A 23,401-nucleotide genomic window follows, 5' to 3' on the forward strand; every position below is an offset into this window, starting at 1 on the left:
GGGGTTAATGATTTTAATCCTGACCCAAAGGGAATAACAATACGTTTTTTATTAAACCTTGCTAGAGAAGCGATATCCTGAGCCGCGCACTGTTTGCACTAATTTATCATGACCCATAGGCGCAATCGCTTTACGCAAACGTCGAATATGTACATCAACAGTACGGTCTTCAACATAAACATTAGTACCCCAAACGTGATCAAGTAATTGCTCACGACTGTAAACTCGCTCAGGATGCGTCATAAAGAAATGTAACAATCTGAATTCTGTTGGCCCCATATCAAGCTCACTACCCGCAGAAGTGACACGATGAGAAATAGGGTCAAGACGAAGACCATGTACTTCAATTGCTTCTTCTAGTGACGTTGGTGATACTCGGCGGATTACGGCTTTAATACGAGCCATTAATTCTTTTGGCGAAAATGGTTTGGTAACATAGTCATCAGCACCTACTTCTAGGCCCTTTACTTTGTCTTCTTCTTCACCACGTGCAGTCAACATAATAATTGGGATGTGACGAGTATATTCACTTTGTTTAATCTTTTTAGCAATTTGTATTCCACTACCGCCAGGTAGCATCCAATCCAATAAAATCATATCTGGATAAGGTTCCATCAAAGAGGCAATGGCTGAGTCATAATCTTCTGCTTCGATAGCTTGAAATCCATTTTGCTCTAGTACAAACACCAACATTTCGCGAATTGGTGCTTCGTCATCAACTACAAGTATTCTACGTGACATCCTTTAACTCTCTTCAGTACTTTAAACTGCAGCTATTATTATGACTAATTATGACATTTTTATGAAAAAGTGCTTATTTTGGCGTTAAATGTGAAACACAAACAAAACAAATAAGTCATAATTAAGTTAACTCAATGATTTTTAAAACATAAATTAATCATCATTTTTATACAAACTATCACATTTATTAAATTTAGATATAAAAAAACAGTAATTCGCATTACTGTTTTAAGAATTTTCAAAGACAAAAGATTAATTGAGCAGCTATTTCGGTCAGTCTTATTTAAAAATCATAACGTAATGTCACCGCTAAATGATCCTGATCTTCTATGGTATCCATATTGAACATACTATAAAGCAAATACATACGGGCTTGTTTACTGAGTTTGCGTTCAACACCCAGTGACGCTGCATCACCCGTATCTTTTAATTTACCAAACGCCATATCACTGTGTTGATACTGACCTAACAATTTATAATCATCAATTTTATAAGATGCACTAAACATGTAACCATCACCATCGGTGCCATCAGCGTCTTTTTCACTGTCTTGGTACATGCCTCCGAGCATTAAATCGCCCAGTTGAAATTGCCCTGTTAGTCTTGTAACAGTATAGCCTGCTACCTTTTCGTCTCGAGCCAACGCCAAATACATATTGGTGCGTTTTAAGTGAATATCGCCATAAGTTATCGCGGCTGAAATCCCATTTTCATCATTTTGTTTGCTGTTTTCTTTCGCGACATAAGTCACCAATAGTTTAACTTCACCCATAAGTGGTGACTGGTATCGAATAGAATCACCTAATCGGTTCTCACCATTAAATAAAACTTTAATATCAGCAGCAAAATCATTCATTACATCGACTTGGTTTTCAGATTTTTTCATGGCGGTATCCATACGACCAATCATGATCTCACCAAAATTGCCTTTTAAGCCTACATATTGGTCTCTGGCTGTTAAATTCTCAGCTTTTGCCCCATCATGATCTTGCTCAGTAACGTTGACCTCCCACTCAAAACGAAATACCGCCTCAAGACTATCATTAACTTTATGATTGCTTAGTACACCAAGCCGTGAAGCATAAGATTCAATATCTGTCTCGCGACCCTCACCAACATCAGAGCTTTGGATCCCTAAATGCGCACGCCCATAAAGTTTAATATCTTCAGCATACGCTGTAGAGCAGAGTAATGCCGAACTCAATAACACCGCGTTTGTTACCTTTGTTTTCATTGAATAACCCTTTTAGTGCAGCGGCCTAAATCATTTGCAAAGCAAATAGGCATTGTTTTTGTCTTATCTAAAAGTCGTCTATAAAATGAACGAGATCAAGTTACAACCATTTAAATCACCTAATTATTTACTAGAGATCAAGTGATGAAAAAACACAAGCTCATACAGCTAAAACTTTCGTCTTCGGTTACAAATAGGTAAACTTAAGAAAACTATTAATAACAATTTAGCAATAAATGCAAAATCCATTAAAAATCAATGTACTGTTACTTGAGTCGAATTTAAAAGTTCGCACTCACCTTGTTTCTTTGCTACGAAAGCTGGGTTGTCTTGATGTAAATATAGCCAAATCAACCCATGATCTTGTGGCTCAATTAAAACAGCACAACTTTGATCTTTTATTAATGGATTTTGACAGCAGTGAATACAGTAATGGTAACGATTTTATTCGTTATTTAATTAGCCAATCATTACTTGCTGATCATTGCAAAGTATTGTTTCTTTCCGATCAGCCAGAGCGGGTTTTAACTGATCTGGCTTTTCGTTACATCACCACAGAAGTCATCGACAAACCAATTGATCAAATTAAACTAAAACAGCTGCTCAAAGAACATGAAAGCTCCGCAAAGCGTTTAAAATTAATGTTCGCTCAGCTCAATAATGCTAATAATGAACAAAAAGAAGCGGTTTTGGCTCATGCTCACTTTATTGGTTTAACCACAGCACAGCATAATGAACTTCAGCTTATTCGAGCCTCACAAGAGTTAAAAATAGGCCAAGTAAATTCAGCTCTTAAAACGGTAAAATCAATAAATTTGGCTGGCCAACAAGCCAGTGCACAGCTTGCGATTTATAACTTAATTGGTGATGAAAAAAAGCTGAAACTGACCTTATTAAAAATGCAGTCTTTGAATTTACTCGCTCGTAAACAAGCGTTATATAAAGTTAAGATATTTCTGCAACACAATGATTACTATCAAAGTTTAGTGACTTTTAATCAATTACCCGAAGTAAGCTATAGTGCCCATGAAGCACAATTAAAAAGTATTTTTATTTTTGAAACCGAAAGTTTACCAACCAGTATTGAATATTTAGAGCGTAAATTAAAAACAACCTTAGAAAACCATCATTATTTAACAATTATTTTATTTAGCATGATGCAAGTGGCGCTGCTTGATTACTGTTTATCAAATCATAATAACGCGTTGACTTCGCAATTATGTAGCCAACAAGTGAAAAAAATTATCAAACAACTGCTGAGCTTACACAACCAAGATCACTTCCAAGCTTATTTGCCTTTCTTTAAATTATTATTAGAATGCGTCGCATTAGACGGCGATGCATTAAAACAAGATAAAGTACAATTAAACAGGCAATTACAGCAGCTTTTAATGCGCATAGATGATCATTTGAAGCAATTTTTTTGCTTAGTTTCTGCGGTACTACTTCGTGATAAAGAAACAGCCGCAACTGTATTTCATCAAAAAATGCGCTTACACGGCATGATGGATATCAGCGCACAAAGCATGGCTTTTGATTATTTTATGCAAAAGTTATTTGAGCAAATTAATCAAGATGAAGAACACAGAGCCAGTTGCTACAACCAATGGGCTATTGAAAAACAACAACAGCAACAAAGCTTTATGGCGCTAGATTTATTTTCTAAAGCTCATTTTTTAGCTCCAACGAATCCAGTTTATCTCTTAAATTTACTTAATACGATGCAAGTATTGAAGCTAACTAAATTTTGGCGCTTTGAGCAACAAGACTTATTAACTACCGCTTATAAGCTCAAAATGACGCAACCTCAACAACAACGACTGTTACAGTTAAAACAATATTCAGAGATCATGTTATAAGGATCAGTTTTTTACTAAGTTAAGATCATGTTGCGGTTTGAGATCAATTTTTTACCCAGTGAAAGCCAAAACTGCTGTTTCTTTATTCACATCTAGTGGTTTTAAAGACTGAAAAGACCGCTTTGTTTTATTTTTATACGGGTTTTTAGCACCGAGATCCGATCGCAGTAAGTAAAATAACGATCCTTGTTGGTATAAAACTGATCCTTGCAGGTAAAGATCTGATCCGAACAATCATATTAATGATAAAACGCATGGATCAATTAAAATAGTGGGTAAAATTTCGATCTAAAAAAGGCGAGTATTGAGCTCGCCTTGTTAAAAACTATTATTTTTCAGCTATTTGCCATACAGCAACTGAGCCTGATATTTCATTACCAATGATCAGAAGTGCTTTACCTGTTGGACTATGATCTGCGCTCACAAACTTCATGCCTTCAGGGGCTAAATCACCGGTCGGATCAGCACCTTCTACTAAGCCTCGATTAATAAAATAATCAATAAACTGAGCGTTATAAGGATTGGTTACGTCATAAACCAATACCCCTCCCATTCGCTCTAAGCCTATGAAAGCTAATGTACGATCGCCAACTTTACCAATAGCGAGTGCCTCAGGCTCTGCACCTTTTGCATCTGAACGTGTATCGCCTTCATTGGTGTCTTCGTCATTATTAAATGCTGCGCCATGAATTGAAGCAGTGATCCGATCAATTTGATCGCCCGAATCAAAAACCACTAAACCATTACTATCCCATATTGTAAATGAGCGTGCGCCATAAGTGTAAAGGGATTCATAACGGCCATCTTGATCCTTATCTCCAAGGACGGTGGTGACTTTTAGACGACCAATATCATCGTTGTTATTATTAAGGTAAGAAAAGTTATCGGCCAAATCGAGATCTTTAACTCTAATTTCATCTATATAAGCAAGGCATCCAGCCTCGGCATCAAATTCAATGCCCCCTTGATTTAAACAACTAGCTTCATCTTCTGTGGCAAAGAAATACTCACGACCATCACCTTCATTAGCAGTTATTAAAAACTCTGCACCTTGCCAACGGTAGCTTGCAATTGTGTCTGGTTGATACATGCCGTATAAACCAGGATATTTTTTGAAATGCACCCCACCATCTTTATCTGAGGCATCAAAATCTAATTGGCTCCAATCTTTAAATCCAAGTCCTTGTAGCTTCAAAGTATTATTTTCTAAATCAACAATTAATAAGGCGTTATTTTCTTGAACCGTGACATATGCCGTTTTGCTATCTGTGCTAATAGTGATGTATTCAGGCTCTAGATCCATCGCAACGCTAGTATTAATCACTTTACCTTTGATAGTGCGACCAGTTGGGTTTGCAAATACTACACCTTGGGCTACTAATTCGGCTTGTTTATCGTTAAAACCGCTTAAACTCAGTGTTGTCGCTGTCTCTGCTGGCGCACCGTTCACAATTGAGATAATTGAAACTGAGCCTTCAGGATCAACCGAATAATCACCTGCAGGCTCACCTTCGTTGGCCACTACAACTTTGCTGTTATCGGGCGTAAAGGTCACCATGTCAGGTAAATAACCAACCGTTACATTACGAATAAATGCCGGACTATCGCCACTGATATCATAAAAAGCAATTTGACCTGCGACACCGGTTTGCGCTGCAGCCATCGCAACGGCCAATAATTTATCATCGGATGAAATAGCAATGCTGTTAGCATCACCTGGAGTATTAAGCGACAAATCGATGCTGATTGCTGGCACTAAATTAGTATTGGTGATCACTCCTTCGTTATTTTTTACTAAGGTTTGCGCGTCGAGATTTGCTGCAGCCATAATCTCAACACTTGGTTTTGATCCTGAGCTATTTATTGCATAAATCCATTGTTTACTTGCTTGATAAGCAACAATTTCTGCAGCCCCTTCGGGCGATTGCGCATTAAGTACCGCACGACCCACCAGATGAATATCATATAAACCGTTATTATTTTTACCTGTTGCACCGGTTTCTCCCGCAGAGCCAGTGGCCCCCGTTTCTCCAGTTGCTCCTTTGGCGCCTGCTGCACCATCATCACCTTCTAAACTACACCCGCTCAGTAAGGTTAATAAACTCAACGCAATAATCGATTTTTTATACATATCCAACATCCTGATAGTTAAAATTAAAGCCACTAGCAGAACATCTTTAAATGACATTTTTATGCCATTGGTATGACAAATTTTAGGCATAAAAAAAGCCCATAAAAGGGCTTTTTAAATCAGCGAATCAAGGTTATTTGATTTTTGCTGCAAGCTCACCTGATAAATAACGCAAATGCATCTCATCAAGCGAAATTGGTTTAATTTTGCTCGCTTGTCCTGCTGTACCAAAGGCTTCATAACGTGCGATACAAATCTCCGTCATGGCTTTAGTTGCTTCAGCTAAAAACTTACGTGGATCAAAATTTGAAGGATTAAGTGCTAAGTGACGACGAATTGCACCTGTTGATGCTAAACGTAAATCAGTGTCGATATTTACTTTACGCACACCGTGTTTGATACCCTCTACGATTTGCTCAACTGGCACACCGTAAGTTTCAGAAATTTGACCACCGTATTCGTTGATCACAGCTAACCACTCTTGTGGTACTGACGATGAACCATGCATAACAAGATGTGTATTTGGAATGCGAGCATGGATTTCTTTGATGCGGTCAATTGCTAAAATATCATCTGTTGGTGGACGGGTAAATTTATACGCGCCATGTGATGTACCACAAGCAATCGCAAGGGCGTCAACACCGGTTCTTTTAACAAAATCAGCCGCTTCTTCTGGATCAGTTAGTAGCTGGTCTAAATCAAGTTTACCTTCAGCGCCAATACCGTCTTCTTCACCCGCTTCGCCTGTTTCAAGTGAACCTAAAACACCTAGCTCACCCTCAACTGACACACCACATGCATGCGCCATTTCAACAGTACGACGTGTTACATCGACATTGTACTCATAAGTCGATGGTGTTTTACCATCAGACATTAATGAACCATCCATCATTACAGATGAAAAGCCTAATTGAATTGAACGCTGACAAACACCTGGTGAAGTACCGTGATCTTGATGCATTACTACAGGAATATGTGGCCATTCTTCAATCGCTGCTAAAATCATATGGCGAATAAAAGGGGCACCGGCATAAGCACGAGCACCAGCAGAACCTTGCACAATAACAGGACTATTTGTTCTGTCTGCCGCTTCCATGATGGCACGCATTTGCTCTTGGTTATTGACGTTAAAGGCTGGAACCCCATAACCATATTCTGCTGCATGGTCTAAAAGTTGACGCATACTAATTAAAGCCATTTTGCTTTCTCCAATATTTGATAGCGACCGAATGCTATCTGGTATGAACGGATAGATTAATTTTTTACTGACTCAATTTATGGCTCAAGTCACCGCCTGAGCAAGCTCAGGCTAACCAGCCTACTTAAGTATCAAAGTGAGAGAAGAGACCTAAGTGGGTTACAAATATTATTTAGCGCGCGCTTCTAACATCGCAACAGCAGGAAGTACTTTGCCTTCTAAAAACTCTAAGAACGCACCACCACCTGTTGAAATATAAGATATTTGGTCTGCAACACCATATTTATCAATGGCAGCTAATGTATCGCCACCACCAGCAATTGAAAACGCATTTGATTCAGCTATTGCTTTAGCAATCGCTTCGGTGCCATTGCCAAACTGGTCAAATTCAAATACACCAACTGGGCCATTCCAAACCACCGTGCCAGCATTTTTAATGATAGTCGCTAACTGCTGCGCTGAATCTGGACCGATATCAAAAATCATGTCGTCATCAGTTACCTCAGACACATCTTTAAGTGTAGCAACAGCTGATTCTGAGAACTCTTTAGCAACAACAACATCGGTTGGAACCGGAATGTCACCATTATTTGCTTTTGCATCCGCAGTTAACTTTTGTGCTTCAGCAATTAAATCGGGTTCATATAATGATTTGCCAACAGGATGGCCTGCCGCTGCAATAAACGTATTGGCAATACCGCCACCAGTTACTAATTGGTCAACAATTTTAGACAATGAATCAAGTACCGTTAGTTTGGTCGATACTTTTGAACCACCAACAATGGCCACTAACGGGCGTGCTGGATTATCAAGGGCTTTACCTAATGCTTCAAGTTCGGCAGCAAGTAATGGACCGGCACACGCAATTGGAGCAAAAACACCAACACCATGGGTTGATGCTTGAGCACGATGCGCTGTACCAAATGCATCCATAACATACACATCACATAATGCAGCTAGTTGTTTTGCTAAGGTTTCATCGTCTTTACCTTCGCCTTTATTAAAGCGAACGTTTTCAAATACCACGACTTCATTGTCATTAACTGTTACGCCGTTTAAATAATCTTTTTCTAAACGTACAGCACAATCAAGCGCATCATTTAAATAATCAACAACAGGAGCAAGCGAAAACTCTTCATTATATTCGCCTTCAGTTGGACGACCTAAGTGTGACATCACCATCACTTTAGCGCCTTTTTCAAGGGCTAACTTAATTGTTGGTAAAGAAGCACGAATACGCGCATCTGAGGTCACTTTGCCATTTTTCACTGGTACATTTAAGTCTTCACGAATTAACACGCGTTTGCCTGCTAAATCTAAATCGGCCATTTTAATGACTGACATTGTCTGCTCCTTTTTCAACTAAAATTCATTTACAAAAAGTAAATGACATACGCAATAAATTAATTTTAAACGATTATTTGGCACTCATCATCGCAAACGAGGTATCAAGCATACGATGAGCAAAGCCCCATTCGTTATCACACCAAACTAATAACTTTACTAGGCGTTTATGACTAACACGTGTCTGTGTGCCATCAATAATACAAGAATGTGGATCGTGATTAAAATCAACCGATACCAATGGCTCTTCGGTGTAATCTAAAATTCCGGTCAAACGTCCACCTGCAGCGGCTTTAATGACACGATTAATATCAGCTAGATTTACATCGGTATTGAGTGTGACACTCAAATCCATTGCGGTAACATTAATCGTTGGCACTCGTACGGCAATCGCCTCAAAACGACCATGAAATTTAGGTAAAATACGTTCAATGCCTCGAGCTAGCTTGGTATCAACCGGGATAATCGATTGACTTGCAGCACGAGTACGGCGTAAATCCGGATGATATGCATCAATAACCTGCTGATCATGCATTGATGCATGAATAGTTGTAATTGCACCTGATTCAATGCCAAAGGCATCATCAATCACCTTGATAACTGGCACAATGCAATTGGTGGTGCATGAACCATTCGATACTATGGTATGTGCTGCGGTTAATTCATCATCGTTAATGCCATAAACAATAGTGGCATCCATATCTGCATCGGCTGGTTGAGAAAAGAGTACTTTTTTAGCACCCGCAGCTAAATGAATTTGTGCATGCTCACGAGAATGAAACACCCCCGTACATTCTAAAACCACATCAACATCAAGCTCAGCCCATGGTAAATCGGCAGGTGAATCAAGGGCAAACAAAGCAATGCTGTCGCCTGCGACATTTAAGCTATCGCCATCTAACTGAACAGGAAATTTAAAACGACCGTGGGAGGTGTCGTATTTTAACAGGTGGGCAATTCCTTGCGGCTCGGCAAGTTCATTAATTGCGACGACTTTAAAGCGATCGTGTTGTTCGGATTCATAAATAGCACGTACTATGTTACGACCGATGCGACCAAAACCATTTATTGCAAGTCTAATTGCCATCTAAAAAAGGGTTCCGCATGATAAAAGTAGATAAAGCCTTAACATTACTGGCTTAGATAAAATCAACACCCAAGCAGCAAACTTCAACTTTAGATTTACAATTAATTAATGGGGCTATTGTAAACGACCCGCGCCATCTTCGATAGCGAAAATAATTAATTTTCAGATTAGAAAAACTAAGGCAAGTAAAGGTCCGGTTATTTGAGACCCAAGATATTAATGAAGTGGTTAGTTTGTTTTGGCAGGTATTGACTCATTAACTATCACCAAGCTACCCCTTAGTTAATAAAAAAGCCAGTGTTAAAACTGGCTTTCATTAATTAACTTCTTTTAATTGAAATTAAAAAAGTGCGATTGATTTTTCAACAATGTTTTCTACTGTGAAACCAAAGTGTTGGAATAACTCACCCGCAGGTGCTGATTCACCAAACGTCGTCATACCAATCACGGCACCATTTAAACCAACATATTTGTACCAGTAATCAGCAATACCCGCCTCAATCGCAACTCGACGACTAACAGCCTTAGGTAATACAGACTCTTTATAAGCCGCATCTTGCGCTTCAAATACATCAGTTGATGGCATAGAAACAACACGTACTTTTTTACCTTGGGCGCGAAGTGCTGCTGCTGAATCTTGCGCTAATTGCACTTCAGAACCGGTTGCAATTAAAATGATTTCTGGATTACCGTCACATGACAGTACATAACCACCTTTAGCAACATTGGCTAACTGCTCAGCAGAACGCGTTTGCTGCGCTAAATTTTGACGTGAAAAAATAAGTGTTGTTGGGCCATCTTTGCGCTCAATAGCCGCTTTCCATGCAACTGCTGATTCAACTTGGTCACATGGACGCCAGTTATCTAAGTTTGGCGTTAAACGCATGCTCGCAATTTGTTCAACAGGTTGATGTGTTGGACCATCTTCACCTAAACCAATTGAATCATGGGTATAAACAAAAATAGCAGGTTGCTTCATCAATGCCGCCATACGCACAGCATTACGCGCATATTCCATAAACATTAAGAAAGTAGCACCATAAGGTACAAACCCTTTATGTAAGGTAATACCATTCATAATGGCTGACATACCAAACTCGCGCACACCGTAGAAAATGTAATTTCCCGATGCATCTTCAGCTGTTAGGCCTTTAGAGCCAGACCAAAGAGTTAAATTTGAGCCAGCTAAATCAGCTGAACCGCCCATAAACTCAGGCAATAATGGACCAAATGCTTCAAGTGCATTTTGTGATGCTTTACGTGATGCAATATTGGCAGGATTCGCTTGTAATTGTTCAATATATGCTTGTGACTTTTCAGCCCAATCTGCTGGTAATTCGCTGTTATTACGACGAACAAATTCAGCAGCTAATTCTGGATATGCAGCTTTGTAGGCAGCAAATTTAGAGTTCCAGCTCGCTTCAAGATCAGAGCCTTTGGCTTTGTTATCCCATGCATCATAAATATCGGCAGGAATTTCAAATGGGCCATGTTCCCAACCTAAAAACTCACGGGCTGCAGCAATTTCTGCATCACCTAACGGTGCACCATGACAATCATGGCTACCCGATTTATTTGGTGAGCCAAAACCGATAATAGTTTTGCAACAAATTAAAGTCGGCTTATTTGTTTGCGCACGGGCTTCATCAATAGCTGCACGCACCGCTTCACTATCGTGACCATCGACATTACGCACTACATGCCAGCCGTAGGCTTCAAAGCGTGCAGGAGTATCGTCGGTAAACCACCCCTCAACTTCACCGTCAATTGAAATACCGTTGTCATCCCAAAATGCGACTAGTTTGCCAAGTCCTAATGTACCGGCTAATGAACAGGCTTCGTGCGAAATCCCTTCCATTAAGCAACCATCACCTAAAAAAGTATAAGTATAATGGTTAACAATATCATGCTCATCACGATTAAATTGTGCCGCTAACGCTTTTTCAGCAATTGCCATACCGACAGCATTTGTGATCCCTTGACCAAGTGGACCCGTAGTGGTTTCAATACCTGGTGCATAACCATATTCTGGGTGCCCAGGGGTTTTTGAATGCATTTGACGGAAATTCTTTAAATCGTCAATTGAAAGCTCATAACCACTTAAATGTAAAAGAGAATAAATCAGCATTGAACCGTGGCCGTTAGAGAGAATAAATCGATCTCTATCTACCCACTCTGGATTTGTTGGATTGTGGTTAAGATAATCGCGCCATAATACTTCTGCGATATCAGCCATGCCCATAGGGGCTCCAGGGTGGCCTGAGTTGGCCTTTTGTACTGCGTCCATTGATAAGACACGAATTGCATTAGCAAGTTCTTTGCGAGACGGCATGAATTCTCCTACCTTTAAGTGTGTTTGCGCTGGTTGTAAGTCCCAATTAGTTTGGGTATGGAGCTATTCTTACTTATTACACCAGTTGGAGCAATGAAAAAACCTGCAATAATAAATCTTGTTTGTCACTTTTTAATAACAATACGGCCTTATGATTTTAATTTAGCCGTCTAGGCGTAAAAGCACTATGAAAAAAAGTCACTTTCATATAAAGTATCACCCTAAATTTTTTAAGCGCGATTTACCACCTACGTGGGCGCGATTTTTGTGAGTATAAATAAAATGGCAAGACATTTATTTACTTCTGAATCTGTATCTGAAGGCCATCCGGATAAAATCGCCGATCAGATTTCTGATGCGGTTCTAGATGCAATTTTAGAGCAAGACCCTAAAGCACGCGTAGCCTGCGAAACATACGTTAAAACTGGTATGGTGATGGTAGGTGGCGAAGTTACAACGAGCGCTTGGGTTGATATTGAAGAGTTAACACGTAAAACAGTGCGTGAAATTGGTTATACCCACTCAGATATGGGTTTTGACGCCGACTCTTGTGCAATTTTAAATACCATAGGTAAACAATCTCCAGACATCAACCAAGGTGTTGATCGTAAAAGCCCTGAAGAACAAGGCGCTGGTGACCAAGGTTTAATGTTTGGTTATGCATGTAATGAAACTGAAGTTTTAATGCCAGCTCCGATTACTTACTCGCACCGCTTAGTACAGCGTCAAGCGCAAGTACGTAAAGACGGCACCTTACCTTGGTTACGTCCAGATGCTAAATCACAAGTAACATTTGCTTATGAAAATGGTAAGCCTGTTGCAATTGATGCAGTTGTTTTATCAACGCAGCACTGTGATACGATTTCTCAAGCTGACTTAATTGAAGCGGTAATGGAAACGATTATTAAGCCAGTATTACCAGCTGAATTAATCAGTAGCGCAACTAAATTCTTTATTAACCCAACTGGTCGCTTTGTAATTGGCGGACCTATGGGTGACTGTGGTTTAACAGGCCGTAAAATTATCGTAGATACTTACGGTGGTATGGCACGTCACGGTGGTGGTGCTTTCTCTGGTAAAGATCCATCAAAAGTTGACCGTTCAGCTGCTTACGCTGCTCGTTATGTAGCAAAAAATATCGTAGCTGCTGGTCTTGCTGATAAATGTGAATTACAAGTGTCTTACGCAATTGGTGTTGCAGAGCCAACATCTATCAGTGTTGAAACATTTGGTACTAGCAAATTAGAAGAGTCACGTTTAATCGAGTTAATTCGTGAGCACTTCGATTTACGCCCATATGGTTTAATTCAAATGCTAGATTTAGAGCGTCCAATTTACTTGCCAACAGCAGCATACGGACACTTTGGTCGTGACGAATTCCCTTGGGAAAAAACAGATAAAGCCGATGCACTTCGTGCCGCTGCAGGTCTGTAATTAATTAACTATCAGTTAATTAAATAATAAAAAAGGCGCTCACAAAGCGCCTTTATTATTGCAATCGAGCTCGCATATTTACAAAGGTATTTTGAGCACTCTTTAATACCATTTTATTAACAAGCCAATTAGGTGCTGCACCATCAGGATCGGCAAATGCCTGATACTCAATCTCAATAGTAGTGTCGGTAAGCGCTTTAACCTGCCAATGAGCACGCACATCTTTAATACGTATCGTATTATCTGATTTGAGCTGTTGCTGATATTGTTCAAGCAATATATGTTGATCCGTAATATCAAATTCAAAGCTACCATCCGTTTTAGATTGATAATTCGAATAGGTCAACATGTCTCTATTTTTGAGCGGCCATGGCGCCGAAAATTCAGTATAAACAATAAATTCAGTTTCACTTGGCTGAGCAAGCACCTCAACTTTAACAGCTCTATCAATCCAAAGTGACGCATGCTCGGTATCGTGCAGCAAAGCAATAAATGCTGAAATCGTACCTGTAGATACTGTATGTGCCTTAATACGGATTAAGCCAGATTCAGTTTCTTGTTTATATAAATCAACCTCCTGCTTACTACTCACCCATTGCCAAGTAGCAGGCTCTGCACAAAGAGCAACGCACATTAAGCTCATGCTGAGTGTGGCTGGTACTTTAAAGATCAGATTTAACGCCAATATGGTGTTTGCTTCAAAGTCACTTGTCGACTTTGCTCCATTGCGGCTACTAAATTCTCGGTTTTCTGAGCCAACCAAACTTGAATATTTGCAAGTGCATCATCAGATTGCTGCTCAGATAAGCGCTGTAAATAATCCAATGTGCCAAGTTCATCAATTCCTTCAACAATATCAAACCAAGGGCTACGATACTCATCACGTTTAGTTGACGCAAATAACGAGCCTAAACAAGCACCGCTGAGCAAGTTTCGCTGTAATTCATTTTTCTGAGCTAAATAATCTTGTGCCGTTAAAGCGCGTTCAAGTGGTAACAAGGTTTGCATTTCTTGCCAATCTTTTTCAAATAAATCGGCAGCAATATCAATAACCTTTAACTCAGCCGCTTGCACATTTTGTGCAGACCACGCAGTACGCCATGATTTATCCACTAAAAAAGTGGTGAGCGCTAAAATCAAATTATTGTAACGCGGTGATTGAAAAATGGCTTTGATGGATGCAATGCGAGGGCGCTGCTCTCTAATATCTTCAATCACAGCATTTAAACTCGGAGCCTTACTTATTTTTTTATAATAAGCATGTTTTTTTGAAGTGAACGTTTTGATTTGAATCGCCCCTTCTACCCAAGAGAAGGTGTGTAAAAACCATTTTAATTCTTGGCGTAAATGCTCTGTTGCCTGTTTATCAACGATCGCTTCAAACAACCAAAATGTATGACGAATAAGGGCTATGCCATCCATCATTAATTTTAGAGTTTTAAATTTAGCGTCTTCAAAATAACACTGCTCATGCTTTTGAACAAAACGAATACCATAATTTAAGCAGGCAATTAAGGCTTGTTCTTGAGTCATATCGTTTGTTAAAGGCACATAATTGATGTAGTTATCTGCTTTTAACGGTTTATGATCGGCCAACATATACCCACGCGCCGCTTTGCTGTAAAGACCTAAACGGACTTCCGAGCACTGTATTAATTGTTTTGCTAAGGCAAAAATATCACTACGATGGCCTTTTTTCAGCTCCATCTCAACTTCACAAATACCTAAATGCTGACCACTTGCGCTGACTTCGCCTTTATCTAATACCACCTCAATCTCTGAGCCATTTTCAGTTTCAACTAACCAAGTACGACGAATAAAATTGGTACTAAAAATAGGGTAAAGACTTTGATTAATTGCACTTATTTGCATGCCATGCGGCCAAATATTAGCAGGGAAAGCTTCAAGATCAGGGCGATTGCCACTAAGAGCAACATTGTATTCAGGACGTTGATGTAACCCACCCACCACTTCACCGGCTAATTTTATTGTTTGCTCACATTCGCCATCACAACAGCGGGTTCGTAATCCAATATCGAGCGCACGCAACTCACGATTTGGAGTATCAAAATACGCATTCAGTAAATTACGAGCAGGGAAATTTGTTATTCTTTTACCAAACTGAGTGATAAGTCCGGGAATATGGGTGATAACAGTATCTGAAACAAGAAATTTCAGTTCTATCTCTGTATCCATAGAGGTTAGATAGCTTTTAAGGTAGTTAAAGAAGTGTCCAAAATAAACCATCCCCCCTATTCAATGCAAATTTTTTACTTATTTTGTCGACAAAGTACGCTCTTTAACAGAGAAGCTTGCTATTACTTAAGTAAATTCATACTATTTGTAAGCCAATAATCATAATTAATAATCAAAGGTTTGGGGATGTTTAAACAACTTTTACTTACCGCAGGACTACTCGTTGCAACTTTGAGTGCTCATGCAGAAACAACTGAACAACCAACACCCGATAACGATAATGTACAATCTGGCTATATTATCGATGACTTATACATCTACATGCACGCAGGTGCGGGCAAGAATTTTAGAATTGTTGGTTCGATTAACGCAGGCAGTCCGCTTGAATTAATTGATGAACAAGACGGTTATGCTCAAGTAAAAGATGATAAAGGTCGCACCGGTTGGGTTGACCAACGTTTTGTCAGTAAAAAAAGTGGTTTAGCGGTCGAAAACCAAAACCTTAAAGATAAAATCACTGAACTTGAAAATAACTTACTACAACAAAGCAGCCAGCTACCTGAACTACAACAGCAAAATGTAGAGTTAAATGAAAAAAATGCTCAATTAAACAAAAAGCTGGCGCTTGCACAGCAACAAAATACCCAGCAAGCAGCCCTTGTTGCGAACAATACAGAAAAAGAGAAAAAAGAATTATTAATGTACGGTGCCGCCATTGCATTTACAGGCTTACTGTTTGGTATCATCATTACCTTAGTTTTATCGCGTCGTAAACGCTACGATGGCTGGGCTTAATTTAAGCATTGAATAAAAAAAGCACCTTTGGGTGCTTTTTTTATGGCAATACTATTTAGCTACCAAAATAGTAACTAGATAATTAAGCCACTGTCTTTTTTAACATTTTCAATGATCATATAAGTGTAATTAGTCGCTACACCTGGAATATCAACCAATTTACCAAGTACTTCTCGATATTCACTCATATCTGAAACTCGAATTTTAAGTAAATAATCAAACCCACCCGCAACCATATCGCACTCAGCCACTTGTGGAATCGCCAATACATGCTGTTTAAATAGCTTAAAAACCGTAGTAGTTGATTTTTCTAAGGTAATTTGTACATGAGCCATCAACCCCTGATTAAGCTTTTCAGCATTAAGTAGTGCGCGATAGCCATCAATAAAACCTTCTTTTTCTAAACGCTTTACTCTATCGAGACAAGGGCTTGGACTCAAATTAACTTCTTTGGCTAAATTAACATTCGATAATCTACCGTTTTGTTGTAAAGCATCTAGAATTGCTAAATCAATTCTATCGAGTTGGCGATTTGGTTTGGTTTGGCTCATAGCAGTATTTTATGCGGTTTAACCCCTGTTTGTGCTCGCTAATTTACGGTATTTAGCCAAAATTAACCAGCATATTCTGCTGTATATTATATAGAATGCTGCTCTATTTTGTTTGGCTCCATCTTGTTTGGCTCCATTTTGTTTTGAGGGTTTGCAATGCTTTACAATGAAGATTTAACAACACAGTGTCCTATCAGACAAAAAATCCGTGATTTTTATCGTATCGATGAAAACGAAGTGATTGATTACATTTTACCTTTAGCTGAAGTTGGCGTGACAGCTCGTAGCCGTGCATGGGAACGTGCTCGTCAAATCGTGGTAAATATCCGTGAAGACCAAGCGGGGCAAGGTGGTGTTGATGCGTTATTAAATGAGTTCTCACTGTCATCTGAAGAAGGTGTGGTTTTGATGTGTTTGGCTGAAGCATTACTTCGCGTACCAGACAAAGAAACTCAAGAAAGTTTAATTCGCGATAAACTGGCACATGGTGATTGGAGTTCGCACTTAGGAAACAGTGATTCTTTATTTGTAAATGCATCAAGCTGGGGCTTATTGTTCACAGGTAAAATGGTGAACTACTCTGATCGCAACAAAGATGAACAATTTGGCGTTTTGAAAAAAACCTTAGGCCGTCTTGGCGAGCCAGTGATCCGCAAATCAGTACAATTTGCCATGAAAATCATGGGTAAACAGTTTGTTATGGGTCGTACAATTGATGAAGCGATTGAACGCGCCGTAGATAAAGAAGAAAAAGGTTACGTATATTCTTACGACATGCTTGGCGAAGGTGCTCGCACCATGGCTGATGCTGATCGTTATTATCAAAGCTACGTGAATGCGATTCATGCCATTGGTAAAGCAGCTAAGGGCCGTGGTCCAATTAAAAGCCCTGGAATTTCAGTAAAACTTTCTGCAATTCACCCTCGTTATGAGTTTACTCATAAAGAACGTGTAATGAACGAACTAGTGCCAAAGCTTAAAGCCCTTGCTCTTACAGCCAAAGATTATGATATTGGTTTTACAGTTGATGCTGAAGAAGCTGAACGTTTAGATATTTCACTTGATGTCATTGAAGCAGTATTTTCAGACCCAGCGCTTGGTAACTGGAATGGTTTTGGTTTGGCGGTTCAAGCCTATCAAAAACGCGCTACATTCGTAATTGAATGGTTAGTCGACCTTGCACACCGTGTTGGTCGTAAAATGATGGTACGGTTAGTTAAAGGTGCTTATTGGGACAGTGAAATTAAAAACACCCAAAAAGAAGGGCTTGACCACTTCCCTGTTTTTACTCGTAAAGCGACTACAGACGTTTCATACAAAGCCTGTGCCATCAAACTAATGGCAGCACGCGATGTGATTTTCCCGCAGTTTGCTACTCACAATGCTTATACTGCTGCGACAATTTTAGAAGTTGCACAAGGTGATAGCCAAGGCTTTGAATTCCAACGTTTACACGGTATGGGTGAATCACTTTACGACCAAATCGTAACCCAAGATAAAGTACAGTGCCGAGTTTATGCACCAGTGGGTCAACATGAAGACTTACTAGCATATTTAGTACGCCGTTTACTTGAAAATGGTGCTAACTCATCATTTGTAAATGCAATTGTTGATGACAGCAAACCTGTTGAGTCATTATTGCCAGACCCAGTTGAAACGTTGCAAGGACTAAGCAATAAATACAACTCTCAAATTATGCTACCGCTTGATATTTTTGGCGCAGAGCGTGCTAACTCAAAAGGGTTAGATTTAACTGATATCAACCACATCACGCCGTTTAAAGCAAACTTAGACAAATGGCTTGCTGATAATTTAATTAGCGAAACACACGTGCCTGAAGGTGCGCAAGCGGTTAAAAACCCATCAAACCATAACGAAGTGATTGGCCATATTTCATTACAAAATGAAGAACAAATGCGCCAACTGATTGAAAAATCAGAAACAGCACTCACAACTTGGTCAACAACTCCTGTTAAAGCACGCGCTGATATTTTACGTAAAACGGCTGATATTCTAGAGCGTCATCGTGACGAGCTAATTGCGTTATGTATTAAAGAAGCTGGCAAAATTGCCAAAGATGGTGTTGATGAAGTCCGTGAAGCGGTTGATTTTTGTCGCTACTATGCAGCACGCGCTGAAGAACTTGCAAAAGATGAGCGTTTTGAAGCCCGTGGTGTGATTTTATGTATCAGCCCATGGAACTTCCCATTAGCGATTTTCTTAGGCCAAGTCGCTGCGGCTATCGTAACGGGTAATACTGTTATCGCAAAACCAGCAGAGCAAACAAGTTTAATCGCTTTGCGTGCCATCGAACTAATGCAAACTGTTGGTTTACCAAAAGATGTAGTACAAGCAGTTATAGCTCGTGGTTCAGATGTGGGCAAAGTAATTGTGCCAGATCCACGTATTCAAGCCGTTATGTTCACCGGTTCAACTGAAACAGGAACTCGTATTTCACAAACGTTAGCGCAACGTGAAGACATTCAAGTGCCATTGATTGCCGAAACGGGCGGTCAAAACTGTATGATTGTTGATTCAACTGCACTCCCTGAGCAAGTGGTAGACGATGTTGTTTCATCTGGTTTCCAAAGTGCTGGTCAACGCTGTTCTGCACTACGTGTATTATTTATTCAAGAAGACATTGCCGATAAAGTAATTCGTATGATCAAAGGTGCAATGGCTGAATTACATTTAGGCGACCCTGCGTTGTTATCAACCGATATCGGCCCAGTAATCGACCAAAAAGCATTAAACGCCTTAAATGAACACGTTGAATACTTAAAAGGTCGCTCAACTTTACATTACCAATGTGAATTGCCACAAATGGGCGATACTGGTCACTATTTCTTTGCCCCTCGTTTATACGAGATCAGCGATTTATCTGTGCTGAAAAAAGAAGTATTTGGTCCATGTGTTCATGTTATTCGCTTTAAAGCAGACCAACTCGATAACGTGATTGACCAAGTAAATGCTACTGGCTTTGGTTTAACTATGGGCATTCATACCCGTATCGAAGCGCGTGCTGAATACTTAGCAAAAATGTCTCGTGCCGGTAACGTTTATATCAACCGCAATATGATTGGTGCGGTTGTTGGTGTGCAACCTTTTGGTGGCCGTGGTTTATCTGGTACTGGTCCAAAAGCAGGTGGTCCAAACTACTTAACCCGTTTAGTTAAAGAAAAAGCATCGCCTATCAACGTACAAATGACGAACTTAAGTGCTGATGAGCTTGAAACTCATAATTTCCCAGGCGCTGCAGAGCAAGTTAATCAATTGATGGCCAAATCAATGCGCGATGAGAAAATTTGGCGTAAAACCCCATTGAACGATCGAATTTCTGTAGTGCGTCAGTTATTAGCTAAAGTTGCAACCGTTGATATCGTGAATGAATTAGCCGATGACTTAGCATTAACACTATCGGATGCGCGCTCGCAGTTAAACCGTGTTGAAAAACGCATGAAAAAGGCCATTGTACTTCCTGGACCAACAGGCGAATCAAACATCCTTTATTTAGAGCCTCGTGGTTGTGTGGTGTGTTATGCAGACAAAAGTACCTCATTTAACTTCTGGGTTCTTTCTATCATCACAGCTCTAGCAGCCGGTAATACGGTTATTACGGTTGCCTCTGAGTTGTTTTATGATGAAGCACAAGCCTTTAGAGATAAGTTTATTTCAACCGGTGTTGCTGAAGGTGTATTCCAAGTTGCAAAACCAAATCAGCTGCAAGCTATTTTAGCTCACACTCATTTAGCGGGCGCTGTAGTAGCAGCACGCTCATCACGTTTGGGTTATTTTAGTAAGCAGTTAGCTGCGCGCAGTGGGGCTATTTTACCTGTGATCAGCAGTGAATATTACGATACCTTGATTTCTCGTTTAATCACCGAGAAAACCATTAGTATCGATACCACGGCATCAGGTGGTAATACATCATTGATGACGCTCGCGGTTGATGATGACCAATAAACGAGCTTAGTATTAATTTTAAAGGGCATCTTAGGATGCCCTTTTTGTTTGAGCTGTTATTTCTTTTCTATCAACTAGGTTTATCCCCCATTTATTGCTAGTTTTAAAACATGTAATCTCAACATGTAGCCACTCAATGCTTAAAAAAATAGCAGTATCTGAACTTGCCCCGGGAATGTACGTCAACGGTGTAACTAAGCAGCAAGGCACCTTCAAAATTAAAAATCAAGGGTTAGTACGCACTAAAGCTGCCATTGAAAAGCTTATAAAGGCCGGTATTTTAGAGGTTGAAATCGATACTGAAAAAGCCTTAGCTAAACCCGAGAAAAAAATAAAAGATACGAGTAAAAAAAATGCGGCGCCTTCCCTTTATGACCCGACAGCTATCACAGCTGAATTTAATGATGAAATAAACAAAGCCGAAAAATTGTATACCGAAGCAAAGTCCTTACAACACCTCGCTTTTGAAAGTATAAAAGCGAATCGTAAAATTGAAATTGGCCCCTTTGAAGACGTAGCACAAGGCTTTATCGATTCTATTTTTCGCAACCAAGACGCCCTTGCCTGCATGACGCGTATTCGCGAAAAAGATGCTTATTTGTTAGAGCATTCAATCAATGTTTCGGTCTTAATGACCATTTTTGCCAAACACCTTCATCTTGAACCAGAAGTGATCCATCAATTAGCCACAGGCGCTCTACTGCATGACATTGGCAAAATAAAAATTCAAGATGAGGTCTTAAATAAGCCGGGTAAATTTACCGAAGATGAATTTAACCTAATGAAAAATCATGCTTTATATAGTAAAGAAATTTTAGAAGAAGCAGGACTTTCTGGACTTGCGGTCGATATTGCAGCTTATCACCATGAACGCCTTGACGGTAAAGGCTACCCTTTTGCATTGAGCGCAGATCAAATCCCACAGCATGTGCGAATGATTGCGATTGTTGATGTCTACGATGCCCTCACCGCCAAGCGTGTTTATAAAGATGGCATGAACCCTATTCAAGCCTTTAAAATTATTAAAGATGACAGCCCTGCCAGTTTTGACACTGAGCTGGTAAATCAATTTATTAAATGCATCGGCATTTACCCTATAGGCACTTTAGTTAAACTAAAAAGCCAAAAGTTAGGCATAGTCACTCGCAGTAATTTTCAAAATCCGTTACAACCTTGGGTTAAGGTTTTTTATAACGCGAAACATCAACATCATACCGAGGTAAAAGATCTTAATTTAGCAGATAAGTATGTTGAAGATGAGTTAGAATCCGCGATTAAACCTGAGGATTTTGGTATTGATTTAATGAAGTTTTTCAGAAATTCGATTTTACATTAACTTTTACGGTAGGTTATGAATCAATTGCAACGTGTTTCTATTACTAAGCTAACAGTTGGCTGCTATGTTGAAAGAGTCAGCAAGCAGCTTGGTGATGTGCGGGTTGTACAAACAGGTTGGGTACGAAATCAGAAGTCGATTGATGATTTGAAAAAAAAAGGGGTGATTGAGGTTATTATTGATCAATCTAAAGAAATGCAAAGTAATAAAGTGGCCGCTGCCCCAGCCAAAATTGAACAACCTCCGATTAAAACTAAACAACTTAGTTTTGCCAATGAATTTGATCAAGCATTGCAAACTTATAACCAACTAGAAAAAGCAATGCAGGATATTGAACAAAGGGTGATCTCGTTTCAACCAATCAATATTTGGCAACTCGAATTACTCATTCATGCCATTTTAGAATCAACTAAACGTAATCCGTCCTGTCTATTATGCATAACTAAAATTAAAACAATACCCGATAGCATCATAGGCCATAGTATGCGCGTGGCTATTTTATTAGCTGCAACTCATCACTTAGTGACAAAAAAACAAGAAAACATTATTAGTTTAATCCTATGCGCCCTTTTGCATGACTTAGGAAAATACAAACTCGCTGGTCAATTACAAAAACAAGACCACCTACTAAATAGTTACTTAAAAATACAACGTCATAAGTATTGCCAATCAACACTGCAAATCTTATCAAATAGCGGAGGTGCGCCAGAGGATACGGTCTTATTGTGTCAATATCAGCTGGTAAACCTACAAAACGAACCAAAGTCAGCCATCGAGCTGGCTCAACATTTACACCCTATGCTAGAACTATTTATGATTTGCGATACCTTTGATAGTCTATCTTCAGGATTTGAAGGCGAAAAAAGTATCTCAAGTAAGGCTTGTTATCAGTATCTAATTAAAAAGTCACCGCTGCAGTTTAACAATACGCTTATAAAACGAGTTATAAAACAACTTGGAATGTACCCAGCTGGATTTTTGGTACAACTTGAGTCAGGAAAACTGGGGTATATCAAAGGCTTTAAAGATAACAATACATCGACACCGTTAATCCATTGCTTTTATAATGTTAAATCAAAGCTTTATATCAATATTCATGAGGTCATTCTCTCAGCTGAACTCAGTGATGATAAAATAGAAGCGAATGTATTGGCCTCACAATTTGGCCTTGATTTAACGTCACATTTATCATCACTCTAA

16 protein-coding genes are annotated in these 23,401 nt (G+C 39.5%); 6 read left to right on the forward strand and 10 right to left on the reverse strand.

Annotated elements, in window-relative coordinates; genetic code table 11:
• Nucleotides 1–51: 51 nt before the first annotated feature.
• Entirely contained in the window at nucleotides 52–741 is a 690-nt protein-coding gene (gene phoB / locus PTUN_RS14445) for a phosphate regulon transcriptional regulator PhoB (protein ID WP_009837681.1), read from the reverse strand.
• 283 nt (nucleotides 742–1,024) lie between these two features.
• Nucleotides 1,025–1,975 (reverse strand): porin, encoded by a 951-nt coding sequence (locus PTUN_RS14450; RefSeq protein ID WP_009837682.1) that lies wholly within the window; start codon nucleotides 1,973–1,975, stop codon nucleotides 1,025–1,027.
• A 236-nt stretch (nucleotides 1,976–2,211) separates the two neighbouring features.
• On the opposite strand from PTUN_RS14450, the gene PTUN_RS14455 reads away from it, so the two are divergent.
• Nucleotides 2,212–3,834, forward strand: coding sequence for a response regulator (locus tag PTUN_RS14455; protein WP_009837683.1), 1,623 nt, complete (start codon nucleotides 2,212–2,214; stop codon nucleotides 3,832–3,834).
• A 328-nt stretch (nucleotides 3,835–4,162) separates the two neighbouring features.
• On the opposite strand, the gene PTUN_RS14460 is transcribed toward PTUN_RS14455, so the two are convergent.
• The 5 genes from PTUN_RS14460 to tkt all read right to left on the reverse strand — a co-directional run bounded on the left by PTUN_RS14460 (nucleotide 4,163) and on the right by tkt (nucleotide 11,926).
• Nucleotides 4,163–5,965, reverse strand: coding sequence for a choice-of-anchor I family protein (locus PTUN_RS14460; protein ID WP_040643756.1), 1,803 nt, complete (start codon nucleotides 5,963–5,965; stop codon nucleotides 4,163–4,165).
• A gap of 133 nt (nucleotides 5,966–6,098) precedes the next feature.
• The gene (fba, locus tag PTUN_RS14465; protein ID WP_009837685.1) at nucleotides 6,099–7,163 is read right to left on the reverse strand and encodes a class II fructose-bisphosphate aldolase; all 1,065 of its coding nucleotides are present in this window, start codon (nucleotides 7,161–7,163) and stop codon (nucleotides 6,099–6,101) included.
• A 168-nt stretch (nucleotides 7,164–7,331) separates the two neighbouring features.
• Nucleotides 7,332–8,507 (reverse strand): phosphoglycerate kinase, encoded by a 1,176-nt coding sequence (locus tag PTUN_RS14470; protein WP_009837686.1) that lies wholly within the window; start codon nucleotides 8,505–8,507, stop codon nucleotides 7,332–7,334.
• Between the two features lie 73 nt (nucleotides 8,508–8,580).
• The gene (gene epd / locus PTUN_RS14475; protein WP_009837687.1) at nucleotides 8,581–9,594 is read right to left on the reverse strand and encodes an erythrose-4-phosphate dehydrogenase; all 1,014 of its coding nucleotides are present in this window, start codon (nucleotides 9,592–9,594) and stop codon (nucleotides 8,581–8,583) included.
• 340 nt (nucleotides 9,595–9,934) lie between these two features.
• Entirely contained in the window at nucleotides 9,935–11,926 is a 1,992-nt protein-coding gene (tkt, locus tag PTUN_RS14480) for a transketolase (protein ID WP_009837688.1), read from the reverse strand.
• A 282-nt stretch (nucleotides 11,927–12,208) separates the two neighbouring features.
• Here tkt and metK point away from each other — a divergent pair, with 282 nt between their 5' ends.
• The gene (gene metK, locus PTUN_RS14485; protein ID WP_009837689.1) at nucleotides 12,209–13,360 is read left to right on the forward strand and encodes a methionine adenosyltransferase; all 1,152 of its coding nucleotides are present in this window, start codon (nucleotides 12,209–12,211) and stop codon (nucleotides 13,358–13,360) included.
• A 55-nt stretch (nucleotides 13,361–13,415) separates the two neighbouring features.
• Here metK and PTUN_RS14490 read toward each other — a convergent pair whose 3' ends face one another.
• Both PTUN_RS14490 and PTUN_RS14495 read right to left on the reverse strand, forming a co-directional pair.
• Nucleotides 13,416–14,045, reverse strand: a complete 630-nt coding sequence (locus PTUN_RS14490) for an START domain-containing protein (protein WP_009837690.1) — start codon at nucleotides 14,043–14,045, stop codon at nucleotides 13,416–13,418.
• Entirely contained in the window at nucleotides 14,036–15,556 is a 1,521-nt protein-coding gene (locus tag PTUN_RS14495; RefSeq protein WP_009837691.1) for a CYTH and CHAD domain-containing protein, read from the reverse strand. The genes PTUN_RS14490 and PTUN_RS14495 overlap by 10 nt, the downstream gene beginning before the upstream one ends.
• A 186-nt stretch (nucleotides 15,557–15,742) precedes the next feature.
• Here PTUN_RS14495 and PTUN_RS14500 point away from each other — a divergent pair, with 186 nt between their 5' ends.
• The gene (locus tag PTUN_RS14500; protein ID WP_009837692.1) at nucleotides 15,743–16,351 is read left to right on the forward strand and encodes a TIGR04211 family SH3 domain-containing protein; all 609 of its coding nucleotides are present in this window, start codon (nucleotides 15,743–15,745) and stop codon (nucleotides 16,349–16,351) included.
• Between the two features lie 74 nt (nucleotides 16,352–16,425).
• Here the strand turns inward: PTUN_RS14500 and PTUN_RS14505 are convergent, their stop codons facing one another.
• The gene (locus tag PTUN_RS14505) at nucleotides 16,426–16,902 is read right to left on the reverse strand and encodes a winged helix-turn-helix transcriptional regulator (protein ID WP_009837693.1); all 477 of its coding nucleotides are present in this window, start codon (nucleotides 16,900–16,902) and stop codon (nucleotides 16,426–16,428) included.
• A 156-nt stretch (nucleotides 16,903–17,058) separates the two neighbouring features.
• Between PTUN_RS14505 and putA the strand changes: the two genes are divergently transcribed.
• The 3 genes from putA (at nucleotide 17,059) to PTUN_RS14520 (ending at nucleotide 23,401) form a co-directional block, all read left to right on the forward strand.
• Nucleotides 17,059–20,865 (forward strand): bifunctional proline dehydrogenase/L-glutamate gamma-semialdehyde dehydrogenase PutA, encoded by a 3,807-nt coding sequence (gene putA, locus PTUN_RS14510; RefSeq protein ID WP_009837694.1) that lies wholly within the window; start codon nucleotides 17,059–17,061, stop codon nucleotides 20,863–20,865.
• A gap of 136 nt (nucleotides 20,866–21,001) precedes the next feature.
• Nucleotides 21,002–22,201 (forward strand): HD-GYP domain-containing protein, encoded by a 1,200-nt coding sequence (locus PTUN_RS14515; protein ID WP_009837695.1) that lies wholly within the window; start codon nucleotides 21,002–21,004, stop codon nucleotides 22,199–22,201.
• Between the two features lie 15 nt (nucleotides 22,202–22,216).
• Nucleotides 22,217–23,401 carry a DUF3391 domain-containing protein gene (locus PTUN_RS14520; RefSeq protein WP_009837696.1) on the forward strand — a complete coding sequence of 395 codons (1,185 nt, stop codon included), beginning with the start codon at nucleotides 22,217–22,219 and terminating at the stop codon, nucleotides 23,399–23,401.

This window comes from Pseudoalteromonas tunicata (assembly GCF_002310815.1).
GTDB lineage: Bacteria > Pseudomonadota > Gammaproteobacteria > Enterobacterales > Alteromonadaceae > Pseudoalteromonas > Pseudoalteromonas tunicata.